Origin of the sequence: Micromonospora narathiwatensis, assembly GCF_900089605.1 — a bacterium.
In the GTDB taxonomy this organism is placed as follows: Bacteria; Actinomycetota; Actinomycetes; order Mycobacteriales; family Micromonosporaceae; genus Micromonospora; species Micromonospora narathiwatensis.
Genome location: NZ_LT594324.1, coordinates 2,885,923 through 2,911,504, shown reverse-complemented (window position 1 = coordinate 2,911,504; position 25,582 = coordinate 2,885,923). Strand labels below are relative to the sequence as shown.

Genomic DNA, 25,582 nt, shown 5'->3' with positions numbered 1-25,582 from the left:
CACGCTTCCGCACCCACCGTTGATCGGTTCCGAGCACCTCGACGGCCCGCGAAAGGGAGGGCGCATGACCGCACCGGCCAGGGCTGGTGGACGCCGCCCCTCGGGTGGCGGGCGGCGACACGGCGCCCCACCGCCGTGGTGGCCGGGCCGGGGAGATTCCCGCCGTGGGCTCCGGCGATGACGAAAGGGCTAACCGTGGCCTTGGACGATTCCCGGAAAGTCACCATCGCGACGATTGCGCGCCTGGCCGGCGTCTCGGTGCCCACCGTCTCGCGGGTCATCAACGGCCGCTCCGACGTCTCACCGCAGACCCGGGAACGGGTCGAGGAGCTGCTCACCCGGCACGGCTACCGCCGTCGCCCGCCAAGCATGCGGGCCAGCTCCGGCCTGGTCGACCTGGTCTTCAACGACCTGGACAGCCCGTGGGCGGTCGAGATCATCCGTGGGGTCGAGGACGTCGCGCACGCGGCCGGTATCGGTACCGTGGTGTCCGCGATCCACCGGCGCAGCTCGTCGGCCAAGCAGTGGCTGGACAACATGCGCACCCGTTCCACCGAGGGGGTCATCTTCGTGACCTCCACCCTGGAGCCGCCGCTACAGGCCGAGCTGCGCCGCCTCAACATCCCCGTGGTGATCGTCGACCCCGCCGGGGTGCCCCCGCAGGAGGCGCCCACGATCGGCGCGACCAACTGGGTGGGCAGCCTGCGCGCCACCGAGTACCTGCTCGGTCTCGGCCACCGCCGGATCGGCTTCATCGCCGGGCCACCGCAGCTGATGTGCAGCCGCGCTCGCCTCGACGGCTACCGGGCGGCGCTGGAGACCGCCGGTCTCGGCGTCGACGACAAGCTGATCTACCAGGGCAACTTCTACCACGAGGGCGGTTTCGCCGGCGGCAGCCACCTGCTGCGTCTGCCCGACCCGCCCACCGCCATCTTCGCCTCCAGCGACCAGATGGCCCTCGGCGTCTACGAGGCCGTGCGGCAACGCGGCCTGCGGGTGCCCGACGACATCAGCGTCGTCGGCTTCGACGACCTGCCGGAGGTCCGGTGGTGCTCCCCGCCGCTGACCACCGTCCGTCAGCCCCTCGCCGAGATGGGTCTGCTCGCCGCCCGTACGGTCCTGCGGCTGGCCCAGGGCGAGCGGATCGAGAGCCCGCGGGTGGAACTGGCCACCGAACTCATCGTCCGTGACAGCGCCGCCCCGCTGCACGCCTGACTTTCGGGTGAGCGGCGATGATCATCACCGGTCAGCGATGAGGGCGGCAGGACGCGCGGATGACCAGCTCGGTGGGGAGTTGGATGTGGGTGTCGCGTTCGACGCCGCCGATCAGGTCGATGAGCAGGCGCAGTGCCTCGGCGCCCATCCGCTGCAACGGTTGCATGATCGTCGTGAGCGGCGGATTGACCAGCGCCGACTCCGGGACGTTGTCGAAGCCGATCACGGACAGGTCATCGGGCACCGTGAGGCCCATGCTCCGGGCGGTGTCCATCGTGGAGATCGCCGAAAGGTCGTTTCCCGCGAAGATCGCGGTCGGCCGGTCCGGGAGCGCGAGCAGCTCGGCGGCCGTGCCGGCGGCGCTCTCGATCCGGAATCCGCCGACGCGTACGAGCCTCTCGTCCACCGGCACGCCGGCGTCGGTCATGGCCTTGCGGAAGCCGGCCTCGCGCAGGCGGGCCGACTCGAGGTCGGGGCGGCCGCTGATGTGCCCGATCCGGCGGTGGCCGAGACCGAGCAGGTAGTTGGTCGCGAGCACGGCGCCGGCGAAGTTGTCGGAGTCGACGGTGGGCAGGCCGGACGGGCCGGTGTGGGGGTCGACGGCCACGACGTGGAAGCCGTGCTTGGTCTCGAGCACGGTCGGCGTGACGATCACGGCCCCGTCGATGAGGGTGCCGGAGAGACGGGCCAACGACCGTCGTTCCCAGCCGATGGCCGCGCCGTCGCCGTCGCCGCTGGAATAGGCCAGGAGTTGGTATCCGCTGCCAGCGACCTCCCGGGACGCGCCCTTGAGCAGCTCGGTCGAGAACGGCTCGAACTCGGCGACCAGGATGCCCAGCACGTTCGTGCGGTGGCTGCGCAGGCCCTGCGCGCCCAGGCTGGCCTCGTACCCGAGTTCGCGGATGACCTGCTGGACGCGCTCCGCGGTCGCCTGCGCCACGCCGTACCGCCCGTTGACAACCTTGGACACGGTTGCCACGGAGACGCCGGCGGTTCGGGCCACGTCCGACATCTTCACGCGCTGCGAGAACACCACGCCGACGATGATAGAGGCCCCCCAGCATCTCACTGCGGGCCGAGTCGAAAACGTTATCGATACCGATTGACATCGAGTTACACGGCTGTAAAACTCCCCGTCAGGCCGAGTACCGCGACTGCTAGTCGAGGAGATTTCAATGGCGATGAAGCGCCGCGCCGGCGCCGTCCTAGCGCTGATCGCGACCAGCGCACTCCTTGCCGCCGGCTGTAACAGCGGCGACAGCGAAGCGCCAAGCGCGAACGAGTTGTACAAGAACCCGGTGACCCTGACCTGGTGGCACAACGCCTCGCAGGACGGACCCGGCAAGACCTACTGGGAGAAGGTCGCCAAGGACTTCTCCGCACTCCACCCGACCGTCAAGATCGAGATCGAGGCGATCGAGACGAATCAGCTCCAGCGCACCCGGCTCCCCGCCGCGCTGCTGACCAACGACCCGCCGGACATCTTCCAGGCCTGGGGCGGTGGCGAGATCCGCGAGCAGGTGGAGGCCGACTACCTCAAGGACATCACCGACCAGGTCAAGGGCGAGGTCGCCAACATCGGCAGCGCGGTCGAGATCTGGCAGGTCAACGGCAAGCAGTACGGCCTGCCGTTCCGGATGGGCATCGAGGGCATCTGGTACAACAAGGAGATGTTCGCCAAGGCGGGCATCGCGGCTCCGCCGACCACGTTCGACGAGCTCAACGACGCGGTCGCGAAGCTCAAGGCGATCAACGTCATCCCGATCGCCGTGGGCGCCGGTGACAAGTGGCCGGCCGCGCACTGGTGGTACAACTTCGCCCTGCGCGCCTGCTCGATCGACACGCTGAAGAAGGCGTCCACCGACCGCGTCTTCGACGACCCGTGCTTCGTGAAGGCCGGCGAGGACCTGAAGAAGTTCATCGACACCAAGCCGTTCCAGCCCAACTTCATCGCCACGCCGGGCCAGAACGACCCGACCAGCGCGAACGGACTGCTCGCGAACGGCAAGGCCGCGATGGAGCTGATGGGCGACTGGAACAAGGGCACCCTGGAGACCGTCGCCGCGGACAAGGCCGCCCTGGCCAAGTTCCTCGGTTGGTTCCCCGTGCCGGCGATCTCCGGTTCCGCCGGTGACCCGAAGGCGGCCCTGGGCGGCGGCGACGGCTTCGCCTGCGCCAAGAACGCCCCGGCCGAGTGCGTCGAGTTCCTCAAGTACATCGTCAGCCCCGAGGTGCAGAAGGGCTACGCCGAGACCGGCACCGGCCTGCCTGTCGCCAAGGGCGCCGAGGGCGGCGTCGAGGACCCCGCGCTGAAGTCCATCCTGGAGGCCACGTCCAGCGCGACCTACGTGCAGCTCTGGCTGGACACGGCCTACGGCAGCACCGTCGGCAACGCGATGAACGACGGGATCGTCGCCATCTTCGCGGGCACCGGCACGCCCGAGAAGGTCGTCTCGGCAATGAAGTCGGCCGCAAGCAAGTGACCTCCATCCACCCAACCCTGAACCCCGCCGGCGGCGCGTCCGCGTCGCCGGCGGGTGTCCGGCCTGCCCGCCGTTCCTCCTCCCGGGCGGCCGGAACCCGACGCAAGTGGTACGAGATCATCGGCCTCACCACGCCGGCGATCGTCGTGTACGTGATGTTCGTGCTGGTGCCGATGGGTTTCGCGGTCTACTACAGCCTGTTCCGTTGGCGTGGGGTCGGACCGCCCACCGAGTTCGTCGGGTTCAACAACTACAAGCTCGCCTTCCAGGATCCGATCTTCCTCGACGCGCTGCGCAACAACGCCATCATCGTGTTCGGGTCGCTGCTGATCCAGGGCCCCATCGCGCTGGGCATCGCCCTGCTGCTCAACCGTCGCTTCCGCGGGCGTACCGTGTTCCGCCTGCTGGTGTTCGTGCCCTACGTGCTGGCCGAGGTCACCGTCGGCATCATGTGGAAGCTGATCCTGACCGACGGCGGCACGGTCGACGCGATGCTGCGGTCGCTGGGACTGGGCGGCCTGGTGCAGGCGTGGCTCGCCGACCTCGACGTCGTGATCTGGACGCTGCTGTTCGTCCTCACCTGGAAGTACGTCGGCTTCGCCATCATCCTCCTGCTCGCCGGCCTGTCGAACGTGCCGCACGAGCTGACCGAGGCCGCCGCGATCGACGGCGCCAGCTGGTGGCAGATCCAGCGCCACATCACGCTCCCGCTGCTGGGTCCGACGATCCGGATCTGGATGTTCCTGTCGATGATCGGTTCGCTGCAGGTCTTCGACGTGATCTGGGTGACCTCGGTGCCCGCCGTGCGGTCGCTCGGCGCGTCCGCCACCATGGCGACGTACATGGTGGACAACGGCTTCTTCGCCCGGCTGTGGGGCTACGGCAACGCGGTCGCCGTGATCCTGTTCGTCATCTCGTTCGTCGCGGCGCTGCTGTTCCAGCGCTTCCTCCTGCGTCGTGACATCCAGGGCGCCACCACCGGAAGGGTGAACTGACCGTGGCCGCGAACACCGTCCTCTCCCGGCCCTCCGACCGTCGCCCGGTGGCGTGGAGCACACCGCTGACGTACGCGCTGGCGCTCGCGGTCGCGGCCGTGTCGATCGCCCCGGTGCTCTACGTGATCATCGGCGGCTTCCGCACCACGCCGCAGATCGTCGCGAACCCGTCCGGGCTGCCCGACCCCTGGGTCTGGGACAACTACGCCAGGGTGCTGACGCAGAGCAACTTCTGGCAGCAGGCGTTCAACAGCGCGGTGATCGCCCTGGGCACGACGCTCAGCGTCGTGGTGCTCGGGGTCTGCGCCGCGTTCGTGCTCGCCCGGTACACCTTCCGCGGGCGCGAGGGGCTCTACACCTTTTTCACCCTCGGCCTGCTCTTCCCGGCCGGGGCGGCGATCCTGCCGCTCTACCTCATGCTGCGTGACCTGAACCTGACCAACTCCTACTACGCCGTGATCCTCCCGCAGGTCGCGTTCTCGTTGCCGCTCACGATCGTGATCCTGCGTCCCTTCCTGTCCGCCATCCCCCGCGAGTTGGAGGACGCCGCCGCGATCGACGGCACGGGCCGGCTCGGCTTCCTCTGGCGCATCGTGCTGCCGCTGTCGCGGCCCGCGCTCGTCACCGTCGGGGTCCTCGCGTTCGTGGCGAGCTGGAACGCGTTCCTCCTGCCGCTGCTCGTCCTCGGCGACGTCAACCTGCACACCCTGCCGCTGGGCGTGCAGAACTTCTCAAGCCAGTACACGACCGACACCGCGGGCGTTCTCGCCTTCACGTCGCTGGCGATGCTGCCGGCACTGCTCTTCTTCACGTTCGCCGAGAAGCAGATCGTCGGTGGCCTGCAGGGCGCGGTCAAGGGCTGAGCGACAGCGGTACCAGCACAACCAGAGAAAGGCACAGCATGAGTGAGGTCCACGGGGCGGTGGACGGGCCGGCACCGGCAGGTCCGGACCACGACCGGCCGGATGGGCAAGCCGGCGAGGCTCGCGTACGTGAGCTGCTCAGCCGGATGACGATCGAGGAGAAGGTCGCGCAGCTCGTCGGCTTCTGGGAGAAGGAGGACGGCGAGGCCGTCGCACCCCTGCAGGGCGAGTTCGGCGACATCACCAAGCTCGAGGACTTTTCCCGGCACGGTCTCGGGCATCTCACCCGGGCCTACGGCACGCGTCCCGTCGAGCCCGCGGCGCGCGCGTCGTGGCTGTGGAAGTTCCAGTCGGACCTGGTGACGGGCACCAGGCTCGGCATACCGGCGATCGTCCACGAGGAGTGTCTCACCGGGCTCTCCGCGTGGAAGGCGGCCACCTTCCCGACCCCGCTGGCCTGGGGCGCCGCGTTCGATCCCGCTCTCGTCACCGAGATGGCCGCGGCGATCGGGGCGTCGATGCGGGACCTGGGCATCCACCAGGGGCTCGCCCCGGTGCTCGACGTGATCCGCGACCCGCGCTGGGGTCGGGTCGACGAGTGCATCTCCGAGGACCCCTACCTGGTCGGGACCGTCGGCACGTCGTACGTGCGGGGCCTGCAGTCCCAGGGGGTGCACGCCACGCTGAAGCACTTCGCCGGCTACTCCGCCTCGCGCGCCGGGCGCAACTTCGCCCCGGTGCACGCCGGCCCGCGGGAACTCGCCGACGTGCTGTTCCTCCCGTTCGAGATGGCGATCCTCGACGGCAACGCGCGTTCGGTCATGCACTCCTACGCCGAGATCGACGGCGTGCCCGTCGCCGCCGATCCGACCATGCTGACCGGCGTGCTGCGGGACCGGTGGGGCTTCGACGGCACGGTGGTGGCCGACTACTACGGGGTGGCGTTCCTGAACCTGCTGCACCACGTGGCCGGCGACCACGCCGAGGCGGCCGGGCAGGCGCTGGCCGCCGGTGTCGACATCGAGCTGCCGACGGGCGACGCCTATCTGACGCTGCGGGAGACGGTACGGGCCGGCGGGCTCGACGAGGCGCTCGTCGACCGGGCGGTGCTGCGGGTCCTGCGCCAGAAGCTGGACCTCGGGCTGCTCGACGCCACCTTCACGGACGAACCGCCCCAGGCGGTCGACCTCGACTCGCCCGAACACCGGTCGATCGCCCGCCGCCTCGCGGAGAAGTCGATCGTCCTGGTCGCCAACCGGGACGTGCTTCCGCTGCCCGCGGGACGACGGGTGGCGGTCATCGGCCCGAACGCCGACCGGCAGGGCGCGCTCTTCGGGTGCTACTCGTTCCTCAACCACGTGCTCGTCCAGCACCCCGACGTGGAGACCGGCATCGAGGTGCCGACCGTTCTCGACGCGACGCGCGACGAGTTCGGCGCCGACCACGTCACCTGGGCGCGTGGCTGCGACGTGGACAGCGACGACCGGTCCGGTTTCGACGAGGCCGTCGCCACGGCAGCCGCCGCGGAGGTCGCCGTACTGGTCGTCGGCGACCACGCCGGCCTCTTCGGGCGCGGCACGGTCGGCGAGGGCTGCGACCGCGACGACCTGGAGCTGCCCGGGGTCCAGCGCGAACTCGTCGAGGCGGTCCTGGCGACGGGTACGCCGGTCGTCCTCGTGCTGCTCACCGGCCGACCGTACGCGGTCGACTGGGCGCTGGCCCGGTGCGCGGCGGTGGTACAGGCGTTCTTCCCCGGTGAGGAAGGTGCCGGGGCGATCGCGGGAGTGCTCTCCGGGCGGGTCAACCCGTCGGGCAAGCTGCCGGTCAGCCTGCCCGCCTCGGCGGGGGCGCAGCCGTACTCGTACCTGCATCCCACGCTCGGCGAGGGGAACGAGGTGACCAACCTGCCGGCGACGCCGGCGGCGCCGTTCGGCCACGGTCTGTCCTACACCACGTTCGAGCACACCGGCCTGACCGTGCCCGCCACGGTGCCGACCGACGGCGCGCTGCCGGTGACCGTACGCGTCACGAACACCGGTGCGGTCGCCGGCGACGACGTGGTGCAGCTCTACGGCCGCGACCTGGTGGCCTCGGTGACCCGACCGGTGGCGCAGTTGCTCGGCTACCGCCGGGTCCACCTGGAACCGGGCCAGTCGGTCACGGTCGAGCTGACGGTGCCCACCACCCGCCTGGCCCTCTCCGACCGCACCCTCACCCGGGTCGTGGAGCCCGGTGACGTCGAACTCTGGGTCGGTACCAGCGCGCAGCGGGACACGCAGGCGCTGACCACGTTGGTCGGCGGCATCGTGCCGGTCACCAGCGCCTCCGCGCGGTGGACGACGTCCGAGATCAGCTGAGGTCGGTCCGCCGGCCGTCCCCCCGGGGCGGCCGGCGGACCTTTCAGTGGATCCGGCGGCCACGGGCGTCCGGCACCCCCGACTTGCGGAAGAAGTAGGCGTTGATCTGATCCCGCCACTCCTCGGCGCACCGCAACTGCTCGTCGAGGCGTTCCCGCACCCGGGCGTGCACCCCCGGATCGACCACGCCGGCGAGCCGCTCCCAGCGCTGTCGCATCGCCGCCACCTGCTCCACGCCGTCGAAGTGGGTGTCGTAGATGTGCTGGATCACGGTCGACCCGTTGTGCAGCACGTGCCCGTACGGCACGTGGTGGAAGAAGAGCAGCAGTTCGTCGGGGCAGCTCTCGATCGACTCGTACACGTCACGCCAGGGCGGCGGGAACTGGCCGGTGAAACCGGTCCCCGACGCGCGGGTACGGTCGACGCCCACGCCGTCCCGATCGGCGAAGTGGTAGGTCCCCCACGGGGTGTACTCGTATCCGTCCACGTCGGGTCCGTAGTGGTGGCCGGGACGGACCATGAAACCGACGCCCAGCGGGGCGGTGTACCGCTCGTAGGTGCGCCAGGAGTCGTCCATGATCGCGTGCAGCGCCCGGCGCACCGGCCCGGGGCCGCCGGGCGACGCGCCCGCGAAGGTGAGTTCGATCCACTCGTCGAGCACCGCCGCCGGGTCCAGCCGGGGGTCCCAGGCCAGCCGGCCGAAGGCGTACAGGTTCGCCTGCGCCAACGGATGCCCGGTCCAGAACGGATCGTCGCCCACGTTGGAGACCGCGACCAGACCACCGCCGTCCGCCGGCCCGCCGGCCGCCACGGCGGCGACGGTCGGCCCGTCGTCGCCCCACGGCGCGAACCCGAGCACCTCGCTCCACCAGGGGGCCAGGTAGCAGACGTGGCGCTGCTGGCCGGTGTACTCCTGGGTCACCTGGAACTCCACCGCCAGCCGGGTGCGGGGCATGGCCGCGATCACCGGGGAGATCGGTTCCCGGGGCTGGAAGTCCATCGGGCCGTGCTTCACCTGCAGGATCACGTTGTCCCGGAACTGCCCGTCGAGCGGGGCGAAGTGGTCGTGGGCGGCGCGGGCCCGATCGGTCGACCGGTCACGCCAGTCCTGCCGGTGGTTGTAGACGAAGGCGCGCCAGTGCACCACACCGCCGAACGGCGCCAGCGCGTCGGCGAGGACGTTCGCGCCGTCGGCGTGGCTGCGCCCGTACCCGAACGGGCCCGGCTGCCCCTCGGAGTCCGCCTTCACCACATAGCCGCCGAAGTCGGGGATGCTCTCGTACACCTGCTTGGTGGTGTCGGCCCACCATCCCCGCACGCCGTCGTCGAGCGGATCCGCGGTGGGCAGGCCGCCGAGGGTGACGGGCGCGGCGAAGCTGACCGACAGGTGCACCCGGATCCCGTACGGCCGCAGGACGTCCGCGAACGCGGCGACGTCGCCGAGCCGGTCGGTCAGCAGCCGCGCCTCCGTGGCGTGGACGTTCACGTTGTTCACCGAGACCGCGTTGACGCCGCCGGCGGCCAGCAGCCGTCCGTAGGCCCCCACCCGGGTCAGGTCCTCCCGCCGCGCCCCGTCCTGCCAGAAGATCGATCCGCCCGCGTAGCCGCGCTCGACCTGCCCCATCACCGGGTGCACGTCGACGTTGTCCCAGTGGTCGAGCATGCGCAGCCGCGTCGCCGGGCGGTGCAGCTCCATCGGGCGGGTGAGACCGAACGCCGACTCGCCGAGCCGGACCAGGTGGAACAGGCCGTGGAGCAGCCCGGCGGGCGCCTCGGCCAGCACCACCGTGACCTCGGCGTGCCGGGCCAGCAGAAAACCCTCCTCGCCGAGCGCGCCCGCCCCGTGCCGCCGCCGATACACGACGTCGACCGCCGCCGCGGCGATCGGCAGGAGACCGGCCGGGACCAGCGCGAACACCAGCTCGTACGAGGTGCCGGCGGCCGGCCGGTCGTCGGACGGCGGCGCGTCCGGGCGCGGGTGCGGCTGGTCCGTGCTGCCGCCGTACCGGGCGCACGCCAGGGCCAGCTCGTGGCGCACAGTGTCGACGAGCGTGCCCTCGCCGCAGACGAGACTGCGCCGCGAACCGAGGGCACGGAACGCCTCCGGCGGCAGCCAGGCGGGGTGGACGTCGTTCGGCAGTACGGTGTTCACCGGACCTCCCGGTCGAGTGGGTCGATCACGTGGACCTCAGCCGTCCTCACGTACGACCATGACCCCCCGCGGGTCGAGCCGGACCGGCTGGCCGCCCTCGACCCGGTCGCCGGTCAGCAGGTCGACCCCGCCGGCGTACGCGGTCACCTCGACGGGCTCCGCGCGGTGGTTGAGCAGAAAGCGCAGTCGCACCCCGTCGGGGGCGACCCGGACGGCCGTCTCCAGGTCCGGCACGTCCGCGTAGGGGCCGGCCAGGTGGTGCCGGTCGAGGACCTGGCGGATCACCCAGGAGACCCCCTCCTGATCCAGCCCCGCCGCGACGTACCAGCCCTCGCCGTCGCCGAACGCGTTCCTGGTGACCGCCGGGGTGTCGGCGTAGAAGTCGGCCTGGTACGTGCCGACCACCTCCGCGCCCTGGGGGATGACCAGCTCGAACACCAGCCGGGAGGCCACCTCGATCCGGTCGGTGCCCGCCCGCAGCAGCACCGGGTTCACGAACTCCGGGCCGCGGGCGTCCCACTCGTCGACGCGTACGCCCATCAGCTCTCCCAGTGGGCCGGGCACGTCCATCAGGAAGGCGTTGTCGTTCTCGTCCACCCGTCCGGAGAGGAAGGTGGTCACCACCGACCCGCCCCGGGCGGCCACCTCCGCCAGCCGTACCGGCAGGTCGCCCTTGATCAGGTGCAGCGCCGGCGCGACGACCACGTCGTAGCGGGACAGGTCCGCGGTCACCGCGACGACGTCGACGTCGACCCCCGCGTCCCAGAGCGCCCGATGGTAGGCCAGCACGACCTGCTGGTAGCGCACCAGGCGGGACGGACCGTCGGAGATCTCCAGCGCCCACCAGCTGTCCCAGTCGAACAGCAGCGCGATCCGGGCCGGGGTCCGGGCGCCCAGCGTCGCCCCGCCGAGCCGGTCGAACTCCGCGCCGAGTTGCGAGACCTCCCGGAAGACTCGGGTGTCGGCGCGGCCGGCGTGGCCGACGACCGCGCCGTGGTATTTCTCGCAGGCCCCACGGGCGGCCCGGAGCTGGAAGAACAGCACGGCGTCCGCGCCGTGCGCCACCGCCTGCCAGCTCCACAACCGCATCACCCCGGGACGTTTCAGCGGGTTGACGTCCCGGCAGGCGGTGTGGCTCGGGGTCTGTTCCATCAACCAGAACGGCTGGCCGTCCTTGAGGCCCCGCATCAGGTCGTGGCTCAGCGCCATCCAGGCCGGGGAGTCGTCGTTCGGGGGGTAGTTGTCCCACGAGGCGAAGTCGAGGTGCGGCGCCCAGCGGTGGTAGTCGATGGGGCGGTACATGCCCATGAGGTTGGTCGTCACCGGCACGTCCGGGCTGGACTCGCGGATCGCCGCCTTCTCGTCGAGGAAGTTGGCCAGCATCGCGTCGGACGAGAACCGGAGGTAGTCGAGGGTGATGCCCTGGAACGCGGTGTGGTCGGGGCCGCGCCAGTGCTCGGTCAGGGCCGACGGCGGCTCGATCTGGTCCCAGTCGGTGAAGGTGTGCGACCAGAAGGTGGTGCACCAGGCCGTGTTCAGCGCGTCGAGGGTCCCGTACCGGCGGCGCAGCCAGTCCCGAAAGCCCGCGGCGCACAGCTCGCAATAGCACGCGCCGCCGTACTCGTTGCCGACGTGCCACGCCACGATCGCCGGGTTGGCCGCGTACCGGGCGGCGACGCGGCGGGCCAGCTCGGCGGAGAGCCGGCGGAAGACCGGGGAACTGGGGCAGGAGTTGTGCCGCTGCCCGTACCGGTGCCGGCGGCCCTCGAAGTCGACCCGGGTGACCTCCGGGTGGAGGCGGGCCAGCCACGGCGGGTGGGCCGCCGTCCCGGTCGCCAGGCAGATCCTCCGGCCCTCGGCGGTCGCCCGTCCGACGATCCGGTCCAGCAGCGTGAAGTCGTAGACGTCGGGGGCCGGCTGGGTCAGCGCCCAGTCGAAGACGCCGAGGGTGACGGTGTCGATCCGGGCGAGATCGAAGAGTTCGTAGTCCTGTTTCCACACCGGCTCGGGCCACTGTTCGGGGTTGTAGTCGCCCCCGAAGCCGATCTTGACGGTGACCGGCAGGCTCAGCTCGCTCACGGGGTGAAGTCCTTCCGGATGGCGGTGATCATCGGGCCGCTGCCGGCCAGCAGGGCCAGCACGAGCACCGCGCCCAGTGCCGCGACCACCGCCTCCGAGGTGACCAGGGTGAGGGCGGCGACCGCGACCAGCAGGCAGCTGTTGCCGAGGGTGACCGACGGGGTGCGGCCGAGGAAGTACCGGGCCAGCCGCAGGACGTCCCGGACGCGGAAGGAGAACAGCGAGGTGATCACCAGCGCGTTGATCCCGACCAGCGTCACGCCGGCCCCGACCAGCACGAGGGGCACCGCCCACCAGCGGGGGACGCCCGCGGCCGGGAGGTGGGCGAGGTTCACCCCGATGACGGCCAGCCAGAGCAGCAGCGGGACCCAGATCCGCAGGACGTCGGCGAGGTTGGTGCGGTAGCCGCGCCAGAAGGCGCGGGCCGGGCGCAGCTCCGTCGGGTCGGGACGCTGGTGGTGCAGCGCGTACAGGGCGGCGGAGCCGGCCGGGCCGAGCGGCAGGGCACAGGCCACGACCAGCGGGAGGTTGCTGACGTCCCGGTCCAGCAGCAGCAGCGCGACCAGGCCGGGTGCGGTGGTGACCAGGAGCAGCAGTTCGACCACCAGCACGGTGTAGATCCGTGCCGTGGCGCGGGACAGCGGCCCGTCACCGAACTGGCGCCGTGCGCCGAGGACGTCGCTCACGTCGCCTCCTTGTCGGGCCCGGCACCGCGCGGCGACCCGTCGCCGGCGGTGCGGCCGAGCAGCCGGTCGTCGTCCCACCACGGCGGGGTCTCGTCGGCCACCGCCGTCAGCTCGGCCAGGGTCACCTCGTGCCGGGACAGGTGCAGGTCGAGCGCGACCCGGCCGCCCTCGATCGGCAGCCTGGCGTGCCGCCGGGCCGCTTCGGCGGCCTCCCGCAGGTTGTCCAGTTGCCGGGTGGTGGGGGAGTGCGGGCGGCCCATCTCGCACCAGGCCGTCCAGGCGTTGCCCACCTCCTCGTCGACCGACGAGCGCAGCAGGAACGCCGCGCCCGTCGCGGTGCCCAGGGGCAGCGACAGGCGGACCGTGTGCCGGTCCGGGCCGGGGGTGTCTCCGGCGGCGTCCACCGGCGCCCAGGCCAGCACGGCGATCCGACCGGCGGCGTCCCGGGTGACCAGGTGGTCCGGGCCGCGGGCGAGGACCTCGTCACCGAGGCGGGCCATGAACGCGTACAGGTGGTAGGTGGGCTTCTTGATCTGGCGGTGGGTGAGCAGGCCGAACCCACCGTGGAACAGCGAGGTCGGCACCCCCTCCTCCTCGAAGATGTCGCTGAAGGTCCAGTAGGAGAACGAGTCGACCAGGTCGCCGCCGACGGCCACCACCGGGGCGAGGTAGGCGGCGTTGAAGGCGGTGTCGTGGACCCGGTTGTCGGGCCGGTACGAGGAGTTGAACTCGGTGATGTGCACCGGCAGCTCCGCCAGCGCGCTGCCGCGCAGGTGCCGGCGCGGGCTGGCGAACTGGTCCAGCAGGCTGGACGCGGGCGCGAGGGTCTGGTGGGTGCCGAACGGCACGTGCTGGGCGGGCCCGGAGGTGTACGCGTGCCGGCTGACGAAGTCGACCGGCACCGACCGGGCGGTGACGAACTCGGCGAACGGCAGCAGCCACTCGTCGGAGCCGGGGGAGATGGCCGGGCCGCCGACCTGGAGCGCGGCGTCCACCTCCTTGACCGCGTGCGCCGTCACCTCGTAGAGCCGGTGGTAGGCGTCCTGGTCGGCGTTCTGCCAGAACACCGTGAGGTTGGGCTCGTTCCACACCTCGATCGGCCAGTGGCGTACCTCGTCGAGCCCGTAGCGGTCGACGAGGTGGCGCAGCGTGGCCCGGACCAGGTCGGCCCAGTCCGTCCAGGACCTCGGCGGGGTGACGTTGCCGCGCCACCAGAAGACGGTCTGGTCGCCGGAGGCGAGGGCGGCGGGCATGAAGCCCAACTCCAGGAAGGGCCGGACGCCGAGCGCGAGGTAGGCGTCGATCACCTGGTCGACGTACGTGAACGCGTACCGCACCTGGCGCGACCCCTGGTGTTCGTAGGGCCGGTAGACGCCGGTGCCGTCGCTGAACAGCCCGTGCCCGCGGATGTGGCGGAAACCGATGTCGCGTTGGACGACGGCCAGCGACTCCTGGTAGTCACGCCGGAGCGCCAGCTCGAACCGGCCGGTGCCGACGCAGGCCCGCCACGCGTCGGTCAGCCGGCCCGTGGCCTGCTCCGGTACGACGATCCGCATCTCGTTCCTCTCCTCCGCCCGGGCGGGTTGCCGGCCGGTCTCACCGGCGCGGTCGGGCCCGGTGCCGGACCCGACCGCGGCCGGGTTCAGCCGTGCTTCTGCTGGTAGCGGTCGTACGCCTTGTTGACGACGTCCACGTAGGAGCCCATGTTCTTGCCGTTGAGCTCGGTCACGTAGGCGTCCCACTCGCCGAGGGGGCGCTGGCCCAGGGTGAACTTCAGCGTGTTCTGGTAGACGTAGTCCTTCAGCGGCGTCTCCCAGAGGGTCACCTGCTCGCGTTCGGTGTCGCTGAGCGGGTGCGGGGGCGCGACCGTGACGTTCGGCCGCTCGTTGAGCACCTTCTGGAACTCCATCTCCTCCGCGGAGAAGAACGACTGGACCAGTTCGAGGTGGCCACCGTAGGCGAAGATGCCGTTGTAGAAGCCGAAGTCCTTCTGCAGATGCTTGGTCCCCTTCGGGTTGAGCCCGAGGACGTCGACGTCGGGGGTGGGGGTGCGCTTGCCGGCGGAGTCCTTGGTGTAGGTGGTCCCCTCGACACCCCACCTGGCGAACTCCTGGCCGGCGTCGGAATACCAGAGCCAGTCGATGAACTGCATCATGGCCACGAAGTTCTTGCTGTCGCGGGCCTTCTTGGAGATCATGACGCCGTTCTCGAGCCGGCTCGCCGGGTTGATCGGCCCGACCGGTCCGATCGGGAACGGAATCTTGGCCATCCGCGCGTTCGGCAGGCTCTTCGCCATGTCGGGCCGGTAGTCGTTGACGATGGACTGCGCGTTGGCGCTGATGACGAAGGACTTGCCACTGGCGAGCTTCTGGCGGGCCTGGTCGTCGGTCTGGGTGAAGGTCTCCGGGTCGAGCAGTTTCTCGTCGACCAGCTTGTGCAGGAACTCCAGCATCGCCTTGTACTTGTCGGAGGCGCCGGTGTAGACGAATTTCTTGGCGTTCGCGTCCCAGCTGGTGTGCTGGTAGGCCCAGCCTGCCCCCGCGAGGCCGTGCGAGACGGCGAGCATGTTCAGCAGGTTGCCGGCCGGGTTGGGCTTACCGAACCGGTCGGAGAACGGGTAGACGTCCGGGTACGCCGCCTTCATCGCCTTGAGCATGTCGTACACCTCGTCCCAGGTCGTCGGGACGGGGATCTTGAGTTCCTCGAGGATGTCCATCCGGACCGCGAGGGTGTAGTCCTGCCACGGCTTCTCGTGCAGCCCCGGAAGCAGGTAGAACTTGCCGTCCTCCTGCCGGAGCGAGTCGATCTCCGGCTGGAGGTTCCACTTCTCGATCCGGTCCTTGAAGTGGGGCATCAGGTCGAGGTAGTCGCTGACCGGCAGGATCGCGCCGGAGGAGACGTAGGCGTCCTCCTGCGGGTGGTACGTCTTCGGGATGATGAACGGCGCGTCACCGGCGCCGATCAGGACGCTGCGCTTCTGCTCGTAGTCGCTCAGCGGCACGGCGACCGGCTCGATCTTGACCCCGGTCCGCTTGAGCAGCTCCGACCAGAACAGCCAGTCGTCCTTGAACGGGTAGTTCGGGTGGTTGTTGTAGAGCATCGAGAAGGACACCGCCGAGGTGGCCTTGAACTGGTCGCCGACGCCGTACTTGTCCATGGCGCCGACCCGGTTGTCGGCGAGGTCCTTGTTGTCGGCGTCGTCGTCGCCGCAGCCGGCCATCGAGACGACGGCGGCCGCGCCCGCGGCGAACAGCAGATGGCGCCGGGACAGCTGAACCATGGGGAATTCCTTTCGGGTGGGGGAGCGGTGGGGGGTGGTTGCGCCGGCGGCTATCCCTTGACCGCGCCGAGCATGACTCCGGAGACGAAGTACCGCTGGATGAAGGGGTAGACCGCCAGGATCGGCAGGACCGTGAGCACGATGGTCACGGACTGGATGGTCGCGGCGGACTGCACGACGTCGCTGGCGCTGCCGAGGCCGCCGCCGGTCGAGGTCGCGTCGGTCGCGCCGGCGATGAGGTTGCGCAGGTACACGGTCACCGGGAACAGATCCATGCGGTCCATGTACAGGAACGCGGCGAACCAGGAGTTCCAGAAGGAGACCGCGTAGAACAGGAACATCGTGGCGACCACCGCCTTCGACAGCGGCAGCACGATCCGCAGCAGGATGCCGTACGTGTTGAGCCCGTCGACGGCGGCGGCCTCCTCCAGTTCGACCGGCAGGCTCTCGAAGAACGCCTTCATCACCAGCAGGTTGAACACGCTGATGGCGTTGGGCAGCGCGATCGCCCACACGGTGTTCTTCAGCCCGAGGCTGGTGACCAGGATGTAGTTGGGGATCAGCCCGCCGCTGAAGAACATGGTGAACACGGCGATCCCGACCAGCGCCGTCCGGCCCTTGAGGTGCTTCTTGGACAGGACGTAGGCGTAGCAGGTGGTCAGCACGAGCGAGACGGCCGTGGCGACGGCCGTGTACACCAGCGTGTTGCGATAGTTCGTCCAGAACATCGGGTCGGCCATCACGGCCTTGTACGCGGCGATGTTGAACCCGCGCGGGATCAGGTTCACCTCACCCGACACGATGGACGCGTTGTCGCTGAGCGAGCGCGCCACGATGTTGACGAAGGGGTACAACGTCACCAGCACGACGCCGGTCAGGACGACGGCGTTGACCACCCGGAAGATCCGGTAGCCCCGGCTGCTGTGGGGGCCGTGCCGGCGGTTGGTCGCGGGGGCGGGCGTGCTCGTGTCGAGGGTCACCACAGGCTCGTCCCCACCGTGCGCCGGGAGATCGCGTTCGCCGACAGCACCAGCGTCAGCCCGATCACGGACTCGAACAGGCCGATCGCCGCCGCGTAGCTGAAGTTGCTGGAGACGATGCCGACCCGGAACAGGTAGGTGGAGATCACGTCGGCCGTCGGGTAGGTCAGCGGGTTGTACAGCAGCAGGATCTTCTCGAAGCCGACCGCCATGAACGTGCCGATGTTGAGGATCAGCAGCGTGACCATCGTCGGCCGGATCCCGGGCAGCGTCACGTGCCACGTCTGCCGCCACCGGTTGGCGCCGTCGATGCGGGCCGCCTCGTACAGGTCCTCGTCGACGGCGGTCAGCGCGGCGAGGTAGAGGATGGTGCCCCAGCCGACGGTCTGCCAGACCTCGGAGGAGACGTAGATCGTCCGGAACCAACCGGCCTGTTGCAGGAACGGCACCGCCTCGCCCCCGAGGGCGCGGACGAACTGGTTCACCGCCCCGTCGACGGACACCAGCTGCATGACCATCGCCGCCACGATCACGATGGACAGGAAGTGCGGCAGGTAGGACACCGACTGGACGAACCGCTTGAGCCGGCGGCTGCGCAACTCGTTGAGCAGCAACGCCAGGACGATCGGCAGCGGGAAACAGAACAACAGGGTCAGCGCGCCCAGCACCAGCGTGTTGGTGAACACGTCCCAGAACGTCGGGTCGCTCAGGAACATGCGCAGGTACCGCAGGCCCACCCAGCGCTCGCCGAAGACGCTCCCGCCGGGCTGGAACCGCCGGAAGGCGATCACGTTGCCCAGCATCGGCAGGTAGCGGAAGATCAGGAAGAACAGCAGCGGCAGGATCGCCAGGGAGTAGAGCTGCCAGTCCCGCCGCAGCGCCTGCCGCCAGGTACGCCGACCGGCGCGTCGGCGGCGCGTACCGCTGGCTGGCCCGGGCGGGCTCTCCGGCCCCGCGACCGGGCTCACCGTGTCCGACGTGGTCATGGTCGGCGCGCTTCGGCCCGGCTGGTCGAACGACCGTCGTCGGGCAATCTGCTGTTCACGTGGACCCCCTCGACCGACCCGGGCAATCCGTATGCCACCCGGTCCGCACGGTATCGGCCACCGAAACTTTCGGCGGCGCGACGGTACTTTTTCGGCAACCTAGGGGTGTCGGCGTGAATGTGTCAAGGGCCACCAAGTGAAGGTTACGAAGGGTTGTTACGGCAGGCGCCACTGACGAAGATGAATTCCCTTGTCGACCGTGGCGGCCCTCGCGAGGGCGTAGGCCCGACGGCAAACGTGATACGGTTCGGCGAAACTTCCGGACGCTCTTGCAGGCATCCGCGACGGTCGTCGGCGGGCGCGTTCCCGACCCCGCCGTGATCGTGGGTGGTGCCGGGCGGGGCGTCGCGCCGTATGACCCACCAGTCGCCGTGTCACCGACCCGCCGCCCGCCGCCCGCCGCGCCGACCCCGCGAGGAGCCATGCCCCTGTTCGACCTGCCCCTCGACGAGTTGCGCCGGTACGCGCCGGTGGTCGCCGAGCCGACCGACTTCGACGCGTTCTGGCGTACGACGCTCGCGGAGGCCGCCAACCGGCCGATCCTGCTCGACGTGCGGCCGGAGCCGACCGACCTGCGCCTGGTCGACTCCTGGGACGTCACCTTCTCCGGCTACGGCGGCGATCCGGTCCGGGCCTGGTACACCCGTCCGGCCGGAGTGGACGAACCGCTGGCCACAGTGGTGGAGTTCACCGGTTACGGGCGCGGACGCGGCCTGCCGCACGAGCGCCTGACCTGGCCGGTGGCCGGCTACGCGCACCTGCTGATGGACTGCCGGGGACAGGCCGGCCAGCACGGCGGCGGGGACACTCCCGACCCGGGGCAGGGGGCCGCCGGCGGTCCCTGGCCGGCGACCTGGGGCATCCTGTCGCCCCACGACTACCACTACCGTCGGCTCATCACCGACGCCGTGCGGGCGGTCCAGGCGGCGCGTGCCCTGCCCGGCGTCGACCCCGCCCGGGTCGTCGCGGCCGGCAACAGCCAGGGCGGCGGTCTCGCTCTCGCCGTGGCGGGGCTGGTGCCCGACCTCGCCGCGGTCCTCACCACGGCCCCGTTCCTCTGCCACATCCAGCGAGCCATCGAGATCACCGACGCCGCCCCGTACGGCGAGATCGTGCGCTACCTGGCGGTCAACCGGGAGGCGGAGGGGGCGGTCCGGCGGACCCTGTCCTACGTCGACGGTGTCACGTTCGCTCGCCGGGCCACCGCCCCGGCGCACTTCGGGATCGGCCTGCGCGACAACGTGTGCCCGCCGAGCACGGGCTTCGCCGCCCACAACCAGTACGGCGCCGCCAACGGTCGGCCGACGCCACCGGCGCGGGAGCTGCACGTCTATCCGTTCAACCAGCACGAGGGCGGGGAGGCCCTGCACGTGCGGCGCCAGTTGCGGTGGCTCGCGTCGGTGCTGCCGGAGCCCGGACGGGTCGATCGGCCGGGCGTACCCGGGCCGATCGGTCGGTCGGTCGAGCCGGTGGCCGGCCGGCCGTAGCCACCCGCGCGGGCCTGGTCCCTCTGCCGCGCCGGCGCGCGATGAGGTTGCGGAGGCGGTCCGCCCGGCGTCGAGGGCGGGAATCAGTCGCGCGGCCACTGGTTGGATGACTACTTCGTTGGTACCGTCGCCCGATGCCTACGGATTTCGAAGCTGGCGGGGTCGACCGCGAACGCCTCGGCAGGCTGCTGGAGCGGGAGCGGGCCGCGTTCGTCGCCCGGCACCCCCGGTCGGCCGCCGCGTACGACCGCGCCGAGCACCTGTTCGGCAAGGTGCCGATGACCTGGATGAACAAGAACGCGGCCGGCTTCCCGGTGTACGTGGAGCGGGCCCGCGGGGCTCGGCTCACCGACATCGACGGAAACGACTACGTCGACTTCTGCCTCGGCGACACCGGGGCGATGGCCGGCCACTCGCCGGCACCGGTCGTCGCCGCGGTCACCCGGCGACTGGCCGAGCTGGGCGGGGCGAGCACGATGCTGCCCACCGAGGAGGCGGCGACGGTCGGCGCCGAACTCAGCCGCCGCTTCGGGCTCCCCGCCTGGAGCTTCACCCTGACCGCCACCGACGCCAACCGGTGGGCGATCCGGCTGCTGCGGGCCGTCACCGGCCGTCCGCGCATCCTGGTCAACAGCTACTGCTACCACGGCTCCGTGGACGAGTCACTGATCGTGGTCGGGCCGGACGGGCGTCCGCGCAGCCGCGAGGGCAACGTCGGCGCCCCCTGCGACGTGACCGTCACCAGCCGGGTCGCCGAGTTCAACGATCTCGACGGGCTGGCCCGCGAACTCGCACACGGCGACGTCGCCGCGGTGCTGATGGAGCCGGCGCTGACCAACATCGGCATCGTGCTGCCCGAGCCCGGTTACCTCGACGGGGTCCGGGCGCTGACCCGGCAGCACGGCACCTACCTGATCAACGACGAGACGCACACGTTCTCCGCCGGCCCGGGCGGGGCGACGGCAGCCTGGGGCCTGGCGCCGGACGTGGTCACGATCGGCAAGGCCATCGGCGGCGGCGTCCCGGTCGGCGCGTACGGCCTCTCCGCCGAACTCGCCGCCGCGTTGACCGGACGGCCGGACCTCGACCTGGTCGACATGGGCGGGGTGGGCGGCACGCTCGCCGGTAACCCGGTCTCGATCGCGGCCACTGCGGCCACCCTGCGGGAGGTGCTCACCGACGACGCGTTCGCCGGCATGATCGACGTGGCGACCGTCTTCGCCGACGGTATCCGCAAGATCATCGACGGGTGCGCGCTGCCCTGGTCGGTGAGCCAGCTCGGCGCGCGGGTGGAGTACCGCTTCGCCGCTCCGGCGCCCCGCACCGGCACCGAGTCGGCCGGCTGCGCCGACCCGGGCCTGGAGGACTACCTGCACGTCTACCTGATCAACCGGGGCGTCCTGATGACGCCGTTCCACAACATGGCCCTGATGTGCCCGCAGACCACCGTCGAGGACGTCGCCCGGCACCACGAGGTCTTCGCCGACGCGCTCGGCGAACTGCTGCGCTGAGCGTGCCGGGGCGGGCCGGGTGGCCGCCGGGCGGCGAGCGATCGGATCGGGTCGATGACGGCCCTGGCCCTCGGAAGTTTCGGAACCGCCGCCGATCGTCGGCGTAGGTCGGGTCGGCGCGCCCCCGTGTCGTCGGGTGCCGCCGGCACGGCGCGGTTTGCCCGGTGCCGGCAGGTGAAGCGCCTTGGCCACACGCCGAGCCGCAACGCGTCCGTGGCAGCCGATTGCGGCGACCTCTTCCGATGACGAAACGATTACGGCGAGAATGCCGAAAATTTCCGGAAGTCGTTGACCCGCAGCGGTGTCTTGCTCGACCCTGGGGCGTACCTGGACATCTGTGATCATCGATCACGATCCCGTCCATCACCCCAACCGGAAGGAGAGCCGTAGTGATCATCGGCTCGGGCCGCTCCAGGACCCGTTCGGCGGTCGTCGTGCTGGCGGCGGCGGCGCTCGCGGTCACCGGAACGGTGACGGTAGTAGCGAGAACCACGACCGCCGCCGCCGGCGTCCTCGCGGCCGCCGCGCCCGTCGAGGACGAGGGGGCCGACTGCGCGGTGCCCGACCCTGGCTCTTTGACGGCCAACGCCAAGCTTCCCGATCCCTTCAAGAAGATCAACGGTACGCGGATCACCACCAGGTCGGACTGGCGGTGCCGGCGGGCGGAGATCAAGGACCTGGCGGAGCGGTACGTCTACGGCAGGAAACCCCGGAAGCCCGCGACCGTCACGGGTACGGTCTCGGCCACCAACATCACGGTGAACGTGACCGACCAGGGCAGGAGTTCCAGCTTCTCGACGCGGGTCGAACTGCCGAGCGGCACCGGGCCCTTCCCGGCCGTCGTCGTCCTCGGCGGACTCGGCGCGGACACGGCGACCATCAAGGCCGCCGGTGCCGCCGTCATCAGCTACGACCCCCTCTCCGTCGGGAAGGAGGGCACGCCACGGAACAACAAGCAGGGCGCGTTCTACAGCATCTACGGCGCGACGAGCAGCACCGGTCTGCTGATGGCCTGGGCCTGGGGGGTGAGCCGCATCATCGACGTCATCGAGCAGTCGGGCGGCAACATCCTCAAGGCGGACGCGACCGGCGTCACGGGATGCTCGCGATACGGCAAGGGCACCTTCGTGACCGGTGCGTTCGACCAGCGCATCGCGCTGACCATGCCGATCGAGTCGGGCAGCGGTGGGGCTCCGATCTTCCGCGGCACCCCCGGGGAGTCGGGATCGCAGCCGCTGAGCAGCGCCTACGGCGAGCAGCCGTGGCTGGGTGACGCGTTCAACTCCTTCACCGGCAACCCGAACACGCTGCCGGTGGACACCCACGAGATGGTGGCCATGGTCGCCCCGCGCGGGCTGCTCATCATGGAGAACCCCCACATCGACTGGCTGGCCGCCAGGTCCGGCAGCGTCGCCGCGCTCGGCGGCGCCGAGGTCTACAAGGCGCTCGGCGCGGGCGACAACATCACCTACTGGTCCGACATCCAGGACGGCACCCACTGCGCGGTCCGGTCCGAGTGGCGCGACCCCCTGCAGAAGTTCATCAAGAAGTTCCTGACCAGGACGGGCAACGACCCGGGCACGATCAGGATCGCCAGCAAGAAGGCCGGCAACCTCGCCGACTGGCGCGACTGGCAGACGCCGACCCTCTCCGACGGCGGCCCGACCACGCCGCCGCCCACCACCGCGCCGCCCACGACCACCCCGCCCACCACCGCGCCGCCCACCACCGCGCCGCCGACGACCAACCCGCCGACCGGTGGCTGCTCGGCGTCGGTGACGAACAACCAATGGGTGGGTGGCTTCACCACCACGGTGCGGGTCACCGCCGGCTCCTCGCCGGTCAACGGCTGGACCGTCGGCGTGACCCTGCCGTCAGGCAGCAGCGTCACCAACACCTGGAACGCCACCGCCAGCGGGAGCACCGGCACGGTCCAGTTCACCAACGTCAGCTACAACGGCTCCATCGCGCCCGGCCAGTCGACCGAGTTCGGCTTCCAGGGCACCGGCACCGCCCCGGGGCAGACCCCCACCTGCACCGCCAGATAGCCCGCTGAGGCCCGGTGCGGGGCGGCGAGCCTCCGCACCGGGCCTCAGAACAGGGTCTGCGGCCCGACCGGCGTCGGCTCGGGCAGCGGCTCGACCTCGGGCAGCCGCGCCCGGACCTCGTCGTGGAACCGGCGCGCGAGGTCGGGCGCGTCGGCGTTGTCCGGGGTGTGCAGGAAGACGGTCGGCGAACGGCCCTCGCGCAGCCAGCCGGTCACCACGTCGAGCCACGGTTGCCAACCCTCGACCGTCCGCGCGGGGTCGTCCCGGCCCAGGTACCGGACGATCGGCCGCTCGGTCAGCGCGCGGGTGCGCAGCGGCGTACGCGGCTTCCGGGTCCACGCCTCCCGTTCCGCGTCGCTGGTCGGCGGCGTGCGGAAGAACGCGGTGGTGTCGAACGGTATCCACTCCGCGTCGACCCTGACGAGCATCTCCTCCAACGTCCGCACCGCCCCGGGATCGTCGAAGAACGCGGGGTGGCGGACCTCCACGGCGTACCGGTGGGCGGTGGGCAGCCCGCGCAGGAAGCGGGCGAGCGCGGGCACGTCGGCGGGGCCGAACGAGCCCGGCAACTGGATCCACAGCGCGTGCGCCCGGGGGCCGAGAGGCTCGATCGCGCTCAGAAAGGCCCGAAGCTCCTCGTCGGCGCCGGTGAGTCGCCGTTCGTGCGTGACGACCTTCGGCAGCTTGAGCACGAACCGGAAGTCGGGGCCGGTCTGCCCCGCCCACGACGCCACCGTCTCCCGGGACGGGGTCGCGTAGAAGGTGGTGTTCCCCTCGACCGCGGTGCACCACCCGGCGTACGCGCGCAGCCGCTCGTGTGCCGGCAGCGGGTGCGCGAGGAAGCGCCCCTGCCAGGACTTGTGCGTCCACATCGCGCACCCCACGTGCAGCCGCATCCGGCCCTCCCATCGCTCGACCACCCGGGCGGGGGTGACCCGCGCCGCGGGTACCGTATCCGGCCCGGGGCCCGAGCGGCCGACGGCGGTCAGGCGGGCCGGAACGAGTCGCGGGCGGCCGGCGCCGCGTGCTTGATCATGAGATGCCGGGTGACCGAGTACTCCGCGACCGCCTCCTGGCTCATGTCCTTGCCGAAGCCGGAGCCCTTCACGCCGCCGTGCGGCGCCTCGGAGGCGATGGGCAGGTGGTCGTTGATCCAGGTGACGCCGACGTCGAGGCGGTGGCTGACCCGCAGCGCCCGCGAGACGTCGCGGGTCCAGACCGACGACGCGAGGCCGTACTGGCTGTCGTTGGCCAGCCGCACCGCGTCGTCCTCGTCGTCGACGGCGAGCACCACGACCACCGGCCCGAAGACCTCCCCCTGCACGATCTCGCTGCGTTGCTCGGCGCCGACGACCAGGGTGGGCGGAAAGAAGAACCCGGGCCCCTCCGCGGGCGAACCACCGAACGCGACGGTGGCGCCCTCGGCCGCCGCGCGGGCCACGAACCCCGCCACCCGGTCCCGATGGTCGGCCGAGATGAGCGGGCCGATGTCGGTCTCCGCCGACCAGGGGTCACCGGCACGCACCTTCGCCAGCGCCGCCTCCAGCGCACCGACCGCGTCCGGGTAGACGGACCGCTGGACGTAGACCCGGGTGGCGGCCGTGCAGTCCTGGCCCGAGTTGTACGTCGCGCCCATCGCCACGCCGAACGCCATCTCGGACAGGTCCGCGTCGTCGAAGACGATCGCCGGCGCCTTGCCGCCGAGTTCGAGGTGCACCCGCTTGAGCCCGGCCACCGCGCCACGCATCACCTCGCGCCCGGTCCGGGTCGATCCGGTGACGCTGACCATGTCCACGCCCGGGTCCGCGACCAGGGCCGTCCCCACGTCGGCGCCACCCGTGACGACCTGCACCAGACCCGCCGGCGCACCCGCCTCCTCGACCAGTCGCGCCAACGCCAGGGTGGTGCGGGGTGTCTGCGGCGCGGGCTTGACGACCACCGCGTTGCCGGCCGCCAGCGCCGGGGCGATCTTCCAGACGGCCATGATCAGCGGGAAGTTCCAGGGCGCGATCGAGCCGACGACGCCGACGGGCCGGCGTACCAGCAGCGACGTGTAGCCGGCGGAGAGGGTGCCCGCGCCCGTGCCGTCCAGGGAGCGCGCCGCGCCGGCGAAGAACCGCAGGTTGTCCACGCCGAACGGCAGCTCGCCGTCGCGCATGACCGACACCGGCTTTCCGGTCTCCTCGACCTCCAGCCGGCTCAGCTCCTCGGCGTCCCGTTCCACGAGGTCGGCCAGGCGCAGCAGGACGCGCGAACGTTCCGCCGGGGTGGCCTCCCGCCACTGTTCGAACGCGCCCCGCGCCCGGGCCACCCGCTCCGCGACCTGCGCGGGGTCGGTATCCGGCAACTCGCCGATGACGGCACCGGTCGCCGGGTTGGTCAATATCGCCACGGTCGCTC

At 71.0% G+C, this 25,582-nt stretch carries 18 protein-coding genes; 8 read left to right on the top strand and 10 right to left on the bottom strand.

Features of this window, described 5'->3' with window-relative positions; all coding sequences use genetic code 11:
* The first annotated feature begins 195 nt into the window (after nucleotides 1-195).
* Nucleotides 196-1,215, top strand: a complete 1,020-nt coding sequence (locus GA0070621_RS12585; RefSeq protein WP_091194896.1) for a LacI family DNA-binding transcriptional regulator — start codon at nucleotides 196-198, stop codon at nucleotides 1,213-1,215.
* Between the two features lie 31 nt (nucleotides 1,216-1,246).
* Here GA0070621_RS12585 and GA0070621_RS12580 read toward each other — a convergent pair whose 3' ends face one another.
* Nucleotides 1,247-2,251: a LacI family DNA-binding transcriptional regulator gene (locus tag GA0070621_RS12580; protein WP_091194893.1), complete on the bottom strand. Its 1,005-nt coding sequence runs from the start codon at nucleotides 2,249-2,251 to the stop codon at nucleotides 1,247-1,249.
* A gap of 139 nt (nucleotides 2,252-2,390) precedes the next feature.
* Between GA0070621_RS12580 and GA0070621_RS12575 the strand changes: the two genes are divergently transcribed.
* Genes GA0070621_RS12575 through GA0070621_RS12560 form a run of 4 tightly spaced genes read left to right on the top strand, consistent with a single transcriptional unit; the run spans nucleotide 2,391 to nucleotide 7,913 of the window.
* Nucleotides 2,391-3,698, top strand: a complete 1,308-nt coding sequence (locus GA0070621_RS12575; RefSeq protein WP_091194890.1) for an ABC transporter substrate-binding protein — start codon at nucleotides 2,391-2,393, stop codon at nucleotides 3,696-3,698.
* Nucleotides 3,695-4,693, top strand: a complete 999-nt coding sequence (locus GA0070621_RS12570; protein WP_091194888.1) for a carbohydrate ABC transporter permease — start codon at nucleotides 3,695-3,697, stop codon at nucleotides 4,691-4,693. Before GA0070621_RS12575 ends, GA0070621_RS12570 begins: the two co-directional genes overlap by 4 nt.
* Nucleotides 4,690-5,556 carry a carbohydrate ABC transporter permease gene (locus tag GA0070621_RS12565; RefSeq protein ID WP_091194885.1) on the top strand — a complete coding sequence of 289 codons (867 nt, stop codon included), beginning with the start codon at nucleotides 4,690-4,692 and terminating at the stop codon, nucleotides 5,554-5,556. Before GA0070621_RS12570 ends, GA0070621_RS12565 begins: the two co-directional genes overlap by 4 nt.
* 38 nt (nucleotides 5,557-5,594) lie before the next feature.
* Entirely contained in the window at nucleotides 5,595-7,913 is a 2,319-nt protein-coding gene (locus GA0070621_RS12560; RefSeq protein WP_091194883.1) for a beta-xylosidase/alpha-l-arabinosidase, read from the top strand.
* Nucleotides 7,914-7,956: 43 nt separating this feature from the next.
* Here the strand turns inward: GA0070621_RS12560 and GA0070621_RS12555 are convergent, their stop codons facing one another.
* The 7 genes from GA0070621_RS12555 to GA0070621_RS12525 all read right to left on the bottom strand — a co-directional run bounded on the left by GA0070621_RS12555 (nucleotide 7,957) and on the right by GA0070621_RS12525 (nucleotide 18,076).
* On the bottom strand, nucleotides 7,957-10,065 hold the full coding sequence (locus GA0070621_RS12555) for an alpha-glucuronidase (protein ID WP_091194880.1): 2,109 nt from the start codon (nucleotides 10,063-10,065) through the stop codon (nucleotides 7,957-7,959).
* 36 nt (nucleotides 10,066-10,101) lie between these two features.
* Nucleotides 10,102-12,144 (bottom strand): beta-galactosidase, encoded by a 2,043-nt coding sequence (locus GA0070621_RS12550; RefSeq protein WP_231921007.1) that lies wholly within the window; start codon nucleotides 12,142-12,144, stop codon nucleotides 10,102-10,104.
* Nucleotides 12,141-12,830 (bottom strand): DUF624 domain-containing protein, encoded by a 690-nt coding sequence (locus GA0070621_RS12545; RefSeq protein WP_091194877.1) that lies wholly within the window; start codon nucleotides 12,828-12,830, stop codon nucleotides 12,141-12,143. Before GA0070621_RS12545 ends, GA0070621_RS12550 begins: the two co-directional genes overlap by 4 nt.
* Entirely contained in the window at nucleotides 12,827-14,386 is a 1,560-nt protein-coding gene (locus GA0070621_RS12540) for a GH39 family glycosyl hydrolase (RefSeq protein ID WP_091194874.1), read from the bottom strand. The genes GA0070621_RS12545 and GA0070621_RS12540 overlap by 4 nt, the downstream gene beginning before the upstream one ends.
* 86 nt (nucleotides 14,387-14,472) lie before the next feature.
* Complete coding sequence (locus GA0070621_RS12535) at nucleotides 14,473-16,110, bottom strand: ABC transporter substrate-binding protein (protein ID WP_091194872.1); 1,638 nt, start codon at nucleotides 16,108-16,110, stop codon at nucleotides 14,473-14,475.
* Nucleotides 16,111-16,160: 50 nt separating this feature from the next.
* Complete coding sequence (locus GA0070621_RS12530) at nucleotides 16,161-17,090, bottom strand: carbohydrate ABC transporter permease (RefSeq protein WP_091202301.1); 930 nt, start codon at nucleotides 17,088-17,090, stop codon at nucleotides 16,161-16,163.
* Nucleotides 17,087-18,076, bottom strand: coding sequence for an ABC transporter permease (locus GA0070621_RS12525; protein WP_091194869.1), 990 nt, complete (start codon nucleotides 18,074-18,076; stop codon nucleotides 17,087-17,089). Before GA0070621_RS12525 ends, GA0070621_RS12530 begins: the two co-directional genes overlap by 4 nt.
* A gap of 482 nt (nucleotides 18,077-18,558) precedes the next feature.
* Here GA0070621_RS12525 and GA0070621_RS12520 point away from each other — a divergent pair, with 482 nt between their 5' ends.
* The 3 genes from GA0070621_RS12520 (at nucleotide 18,559) to GA0070621_RS30800 (ending at nucleotide 23,182) form a co-directional block, all read left to right on the top strand.
* On the top strand, nucleotides 18,559-19,623 hold the full coding sequence (locus GA0070621_RS12520) for an acetylxylan esterase (RefSeq protein ID WP_091194867.1): 1,065 nt from the start codon (nucleotides 18,559-18,561) through the stop codon (nucleotides 19,621-19,623).
* A 134-nt stretch (nucleotides 19,624-19,757) separates the two neighbouring features.
* Nucleotides 19,758-21,134, top strand: a complete 1,377-nt coding sequence (locus GA0070621_RS12515; protein ID WP_091194864.1) for a transaminase — start codon at nucleotides 19,758-19,760, stop codon at nucleotides 21,132-21,134.
* A gap of 389 nt (nucleotides 21,135-21,523) precedes the next feature.
* Complete coding sequence (locus tag GA0070621_RS30800; protein ID WP_091194861.1) at nucleotides 21,524-23,182, top strand: cellulose-binding domain-containing protein; 1,659 nt, start codon at nucleotides 21,524-21,526, stop codon at nucleotides 23,180-23,182.
* A 44-nt stretch (nucleotides 23,183-23,226) separates the two neighbouring features.
* On the opposite strand, the gene GA0070621_RS12505 is transcribed toward GA0070621_RS30800, so the two are convergent.
* Nucleotides 23,227-24,054 (bottom strand): DUF72 domain-containing protein, encoded by an 828-nt coding sequence (locus GA0070621_RS12505; RefSeq protein WP_197674027.1) that lies wholly within the window; start codon nucleotides 24,052-24,054, stop codon nucleotides 23,227-23,229.
* Nucleotides 24,055-24,167: 113 nt separating this feature from the next.
* Nucleotides 24,168-25,574, bottom strand: coding sequence for an aminobutyraldehyde dehydrogenase (locus tag GA0070621_RS12500; protein ID WP_091194858.1), 1,407 nt, complete (start codon nucleotides 25,572-25,574; stop codon nucleotides 24,168-24,170).
* Nucleotides 25,575-25,582: the final 8 nt, after the last annotated feature.

Bases quoted from the DNA above. Each gene is read 5' to 3' on its own strand.
- GA0070621_RS12515 (WP_091194864.1), top strand. From the start codon at position 19,758: ATGCCTACGGATTTCGAAGCTGGCGGGGTCGACCGCGAACGCCTCGGC.
- GA0070621_RS12520 (WP_091194867.1), top strand. From the start codon at position 18,559: ATGCCCCTGTTCGACCTGCCCCTCGACGAGTTGCGCCGGTACGCGCCG.
- GA0070621_RS12505 (WP_197674027.1), bottom strand. From the start codon at position 24,054: ATGTGGACGCACAAGTCCTGGCAGGGGCGCTTCCTCGCGCACCCGCTG.
- GA0070621_RS12575 (WP_091194890.1), top strand. From the start codon at position 2,391: ATGGCGATGAAGCGCCGCGCCGGCGCCGTCCTAGCGCTGATCGCGACC.
- GA0070621_RS12540 (WP_091194874.1), bottom strand. From the start codon at position 14,386: ATGCGGATCGTCGTACCGGAGCAGGCCACGGGCCGGCTGACCGACGCG.
- GA0070621_RS12525 (WP_091194869.1), bottom strand. From the start codon at position 18,076: ATGACCACGTCGGACACGGTGAGCCCGGTCGCGGGGCCGGAGAGCCCG.
- GA0070621_RS12560 (WP_091194883.1), top strand. From the start codon at position 5,595: ATGAGTGAGGTCCACGGGGCGGTGGACGGGCCGGCACCGGCAGGTCCG.
- GA0070621_RS12535 (WP_091194872.1), bottom strand. From the start codon at position 16,110: ATGGTTCAGCTGTCCCGGCGCCATCTGCTGTTCGCCGCGGGCGCGGCC.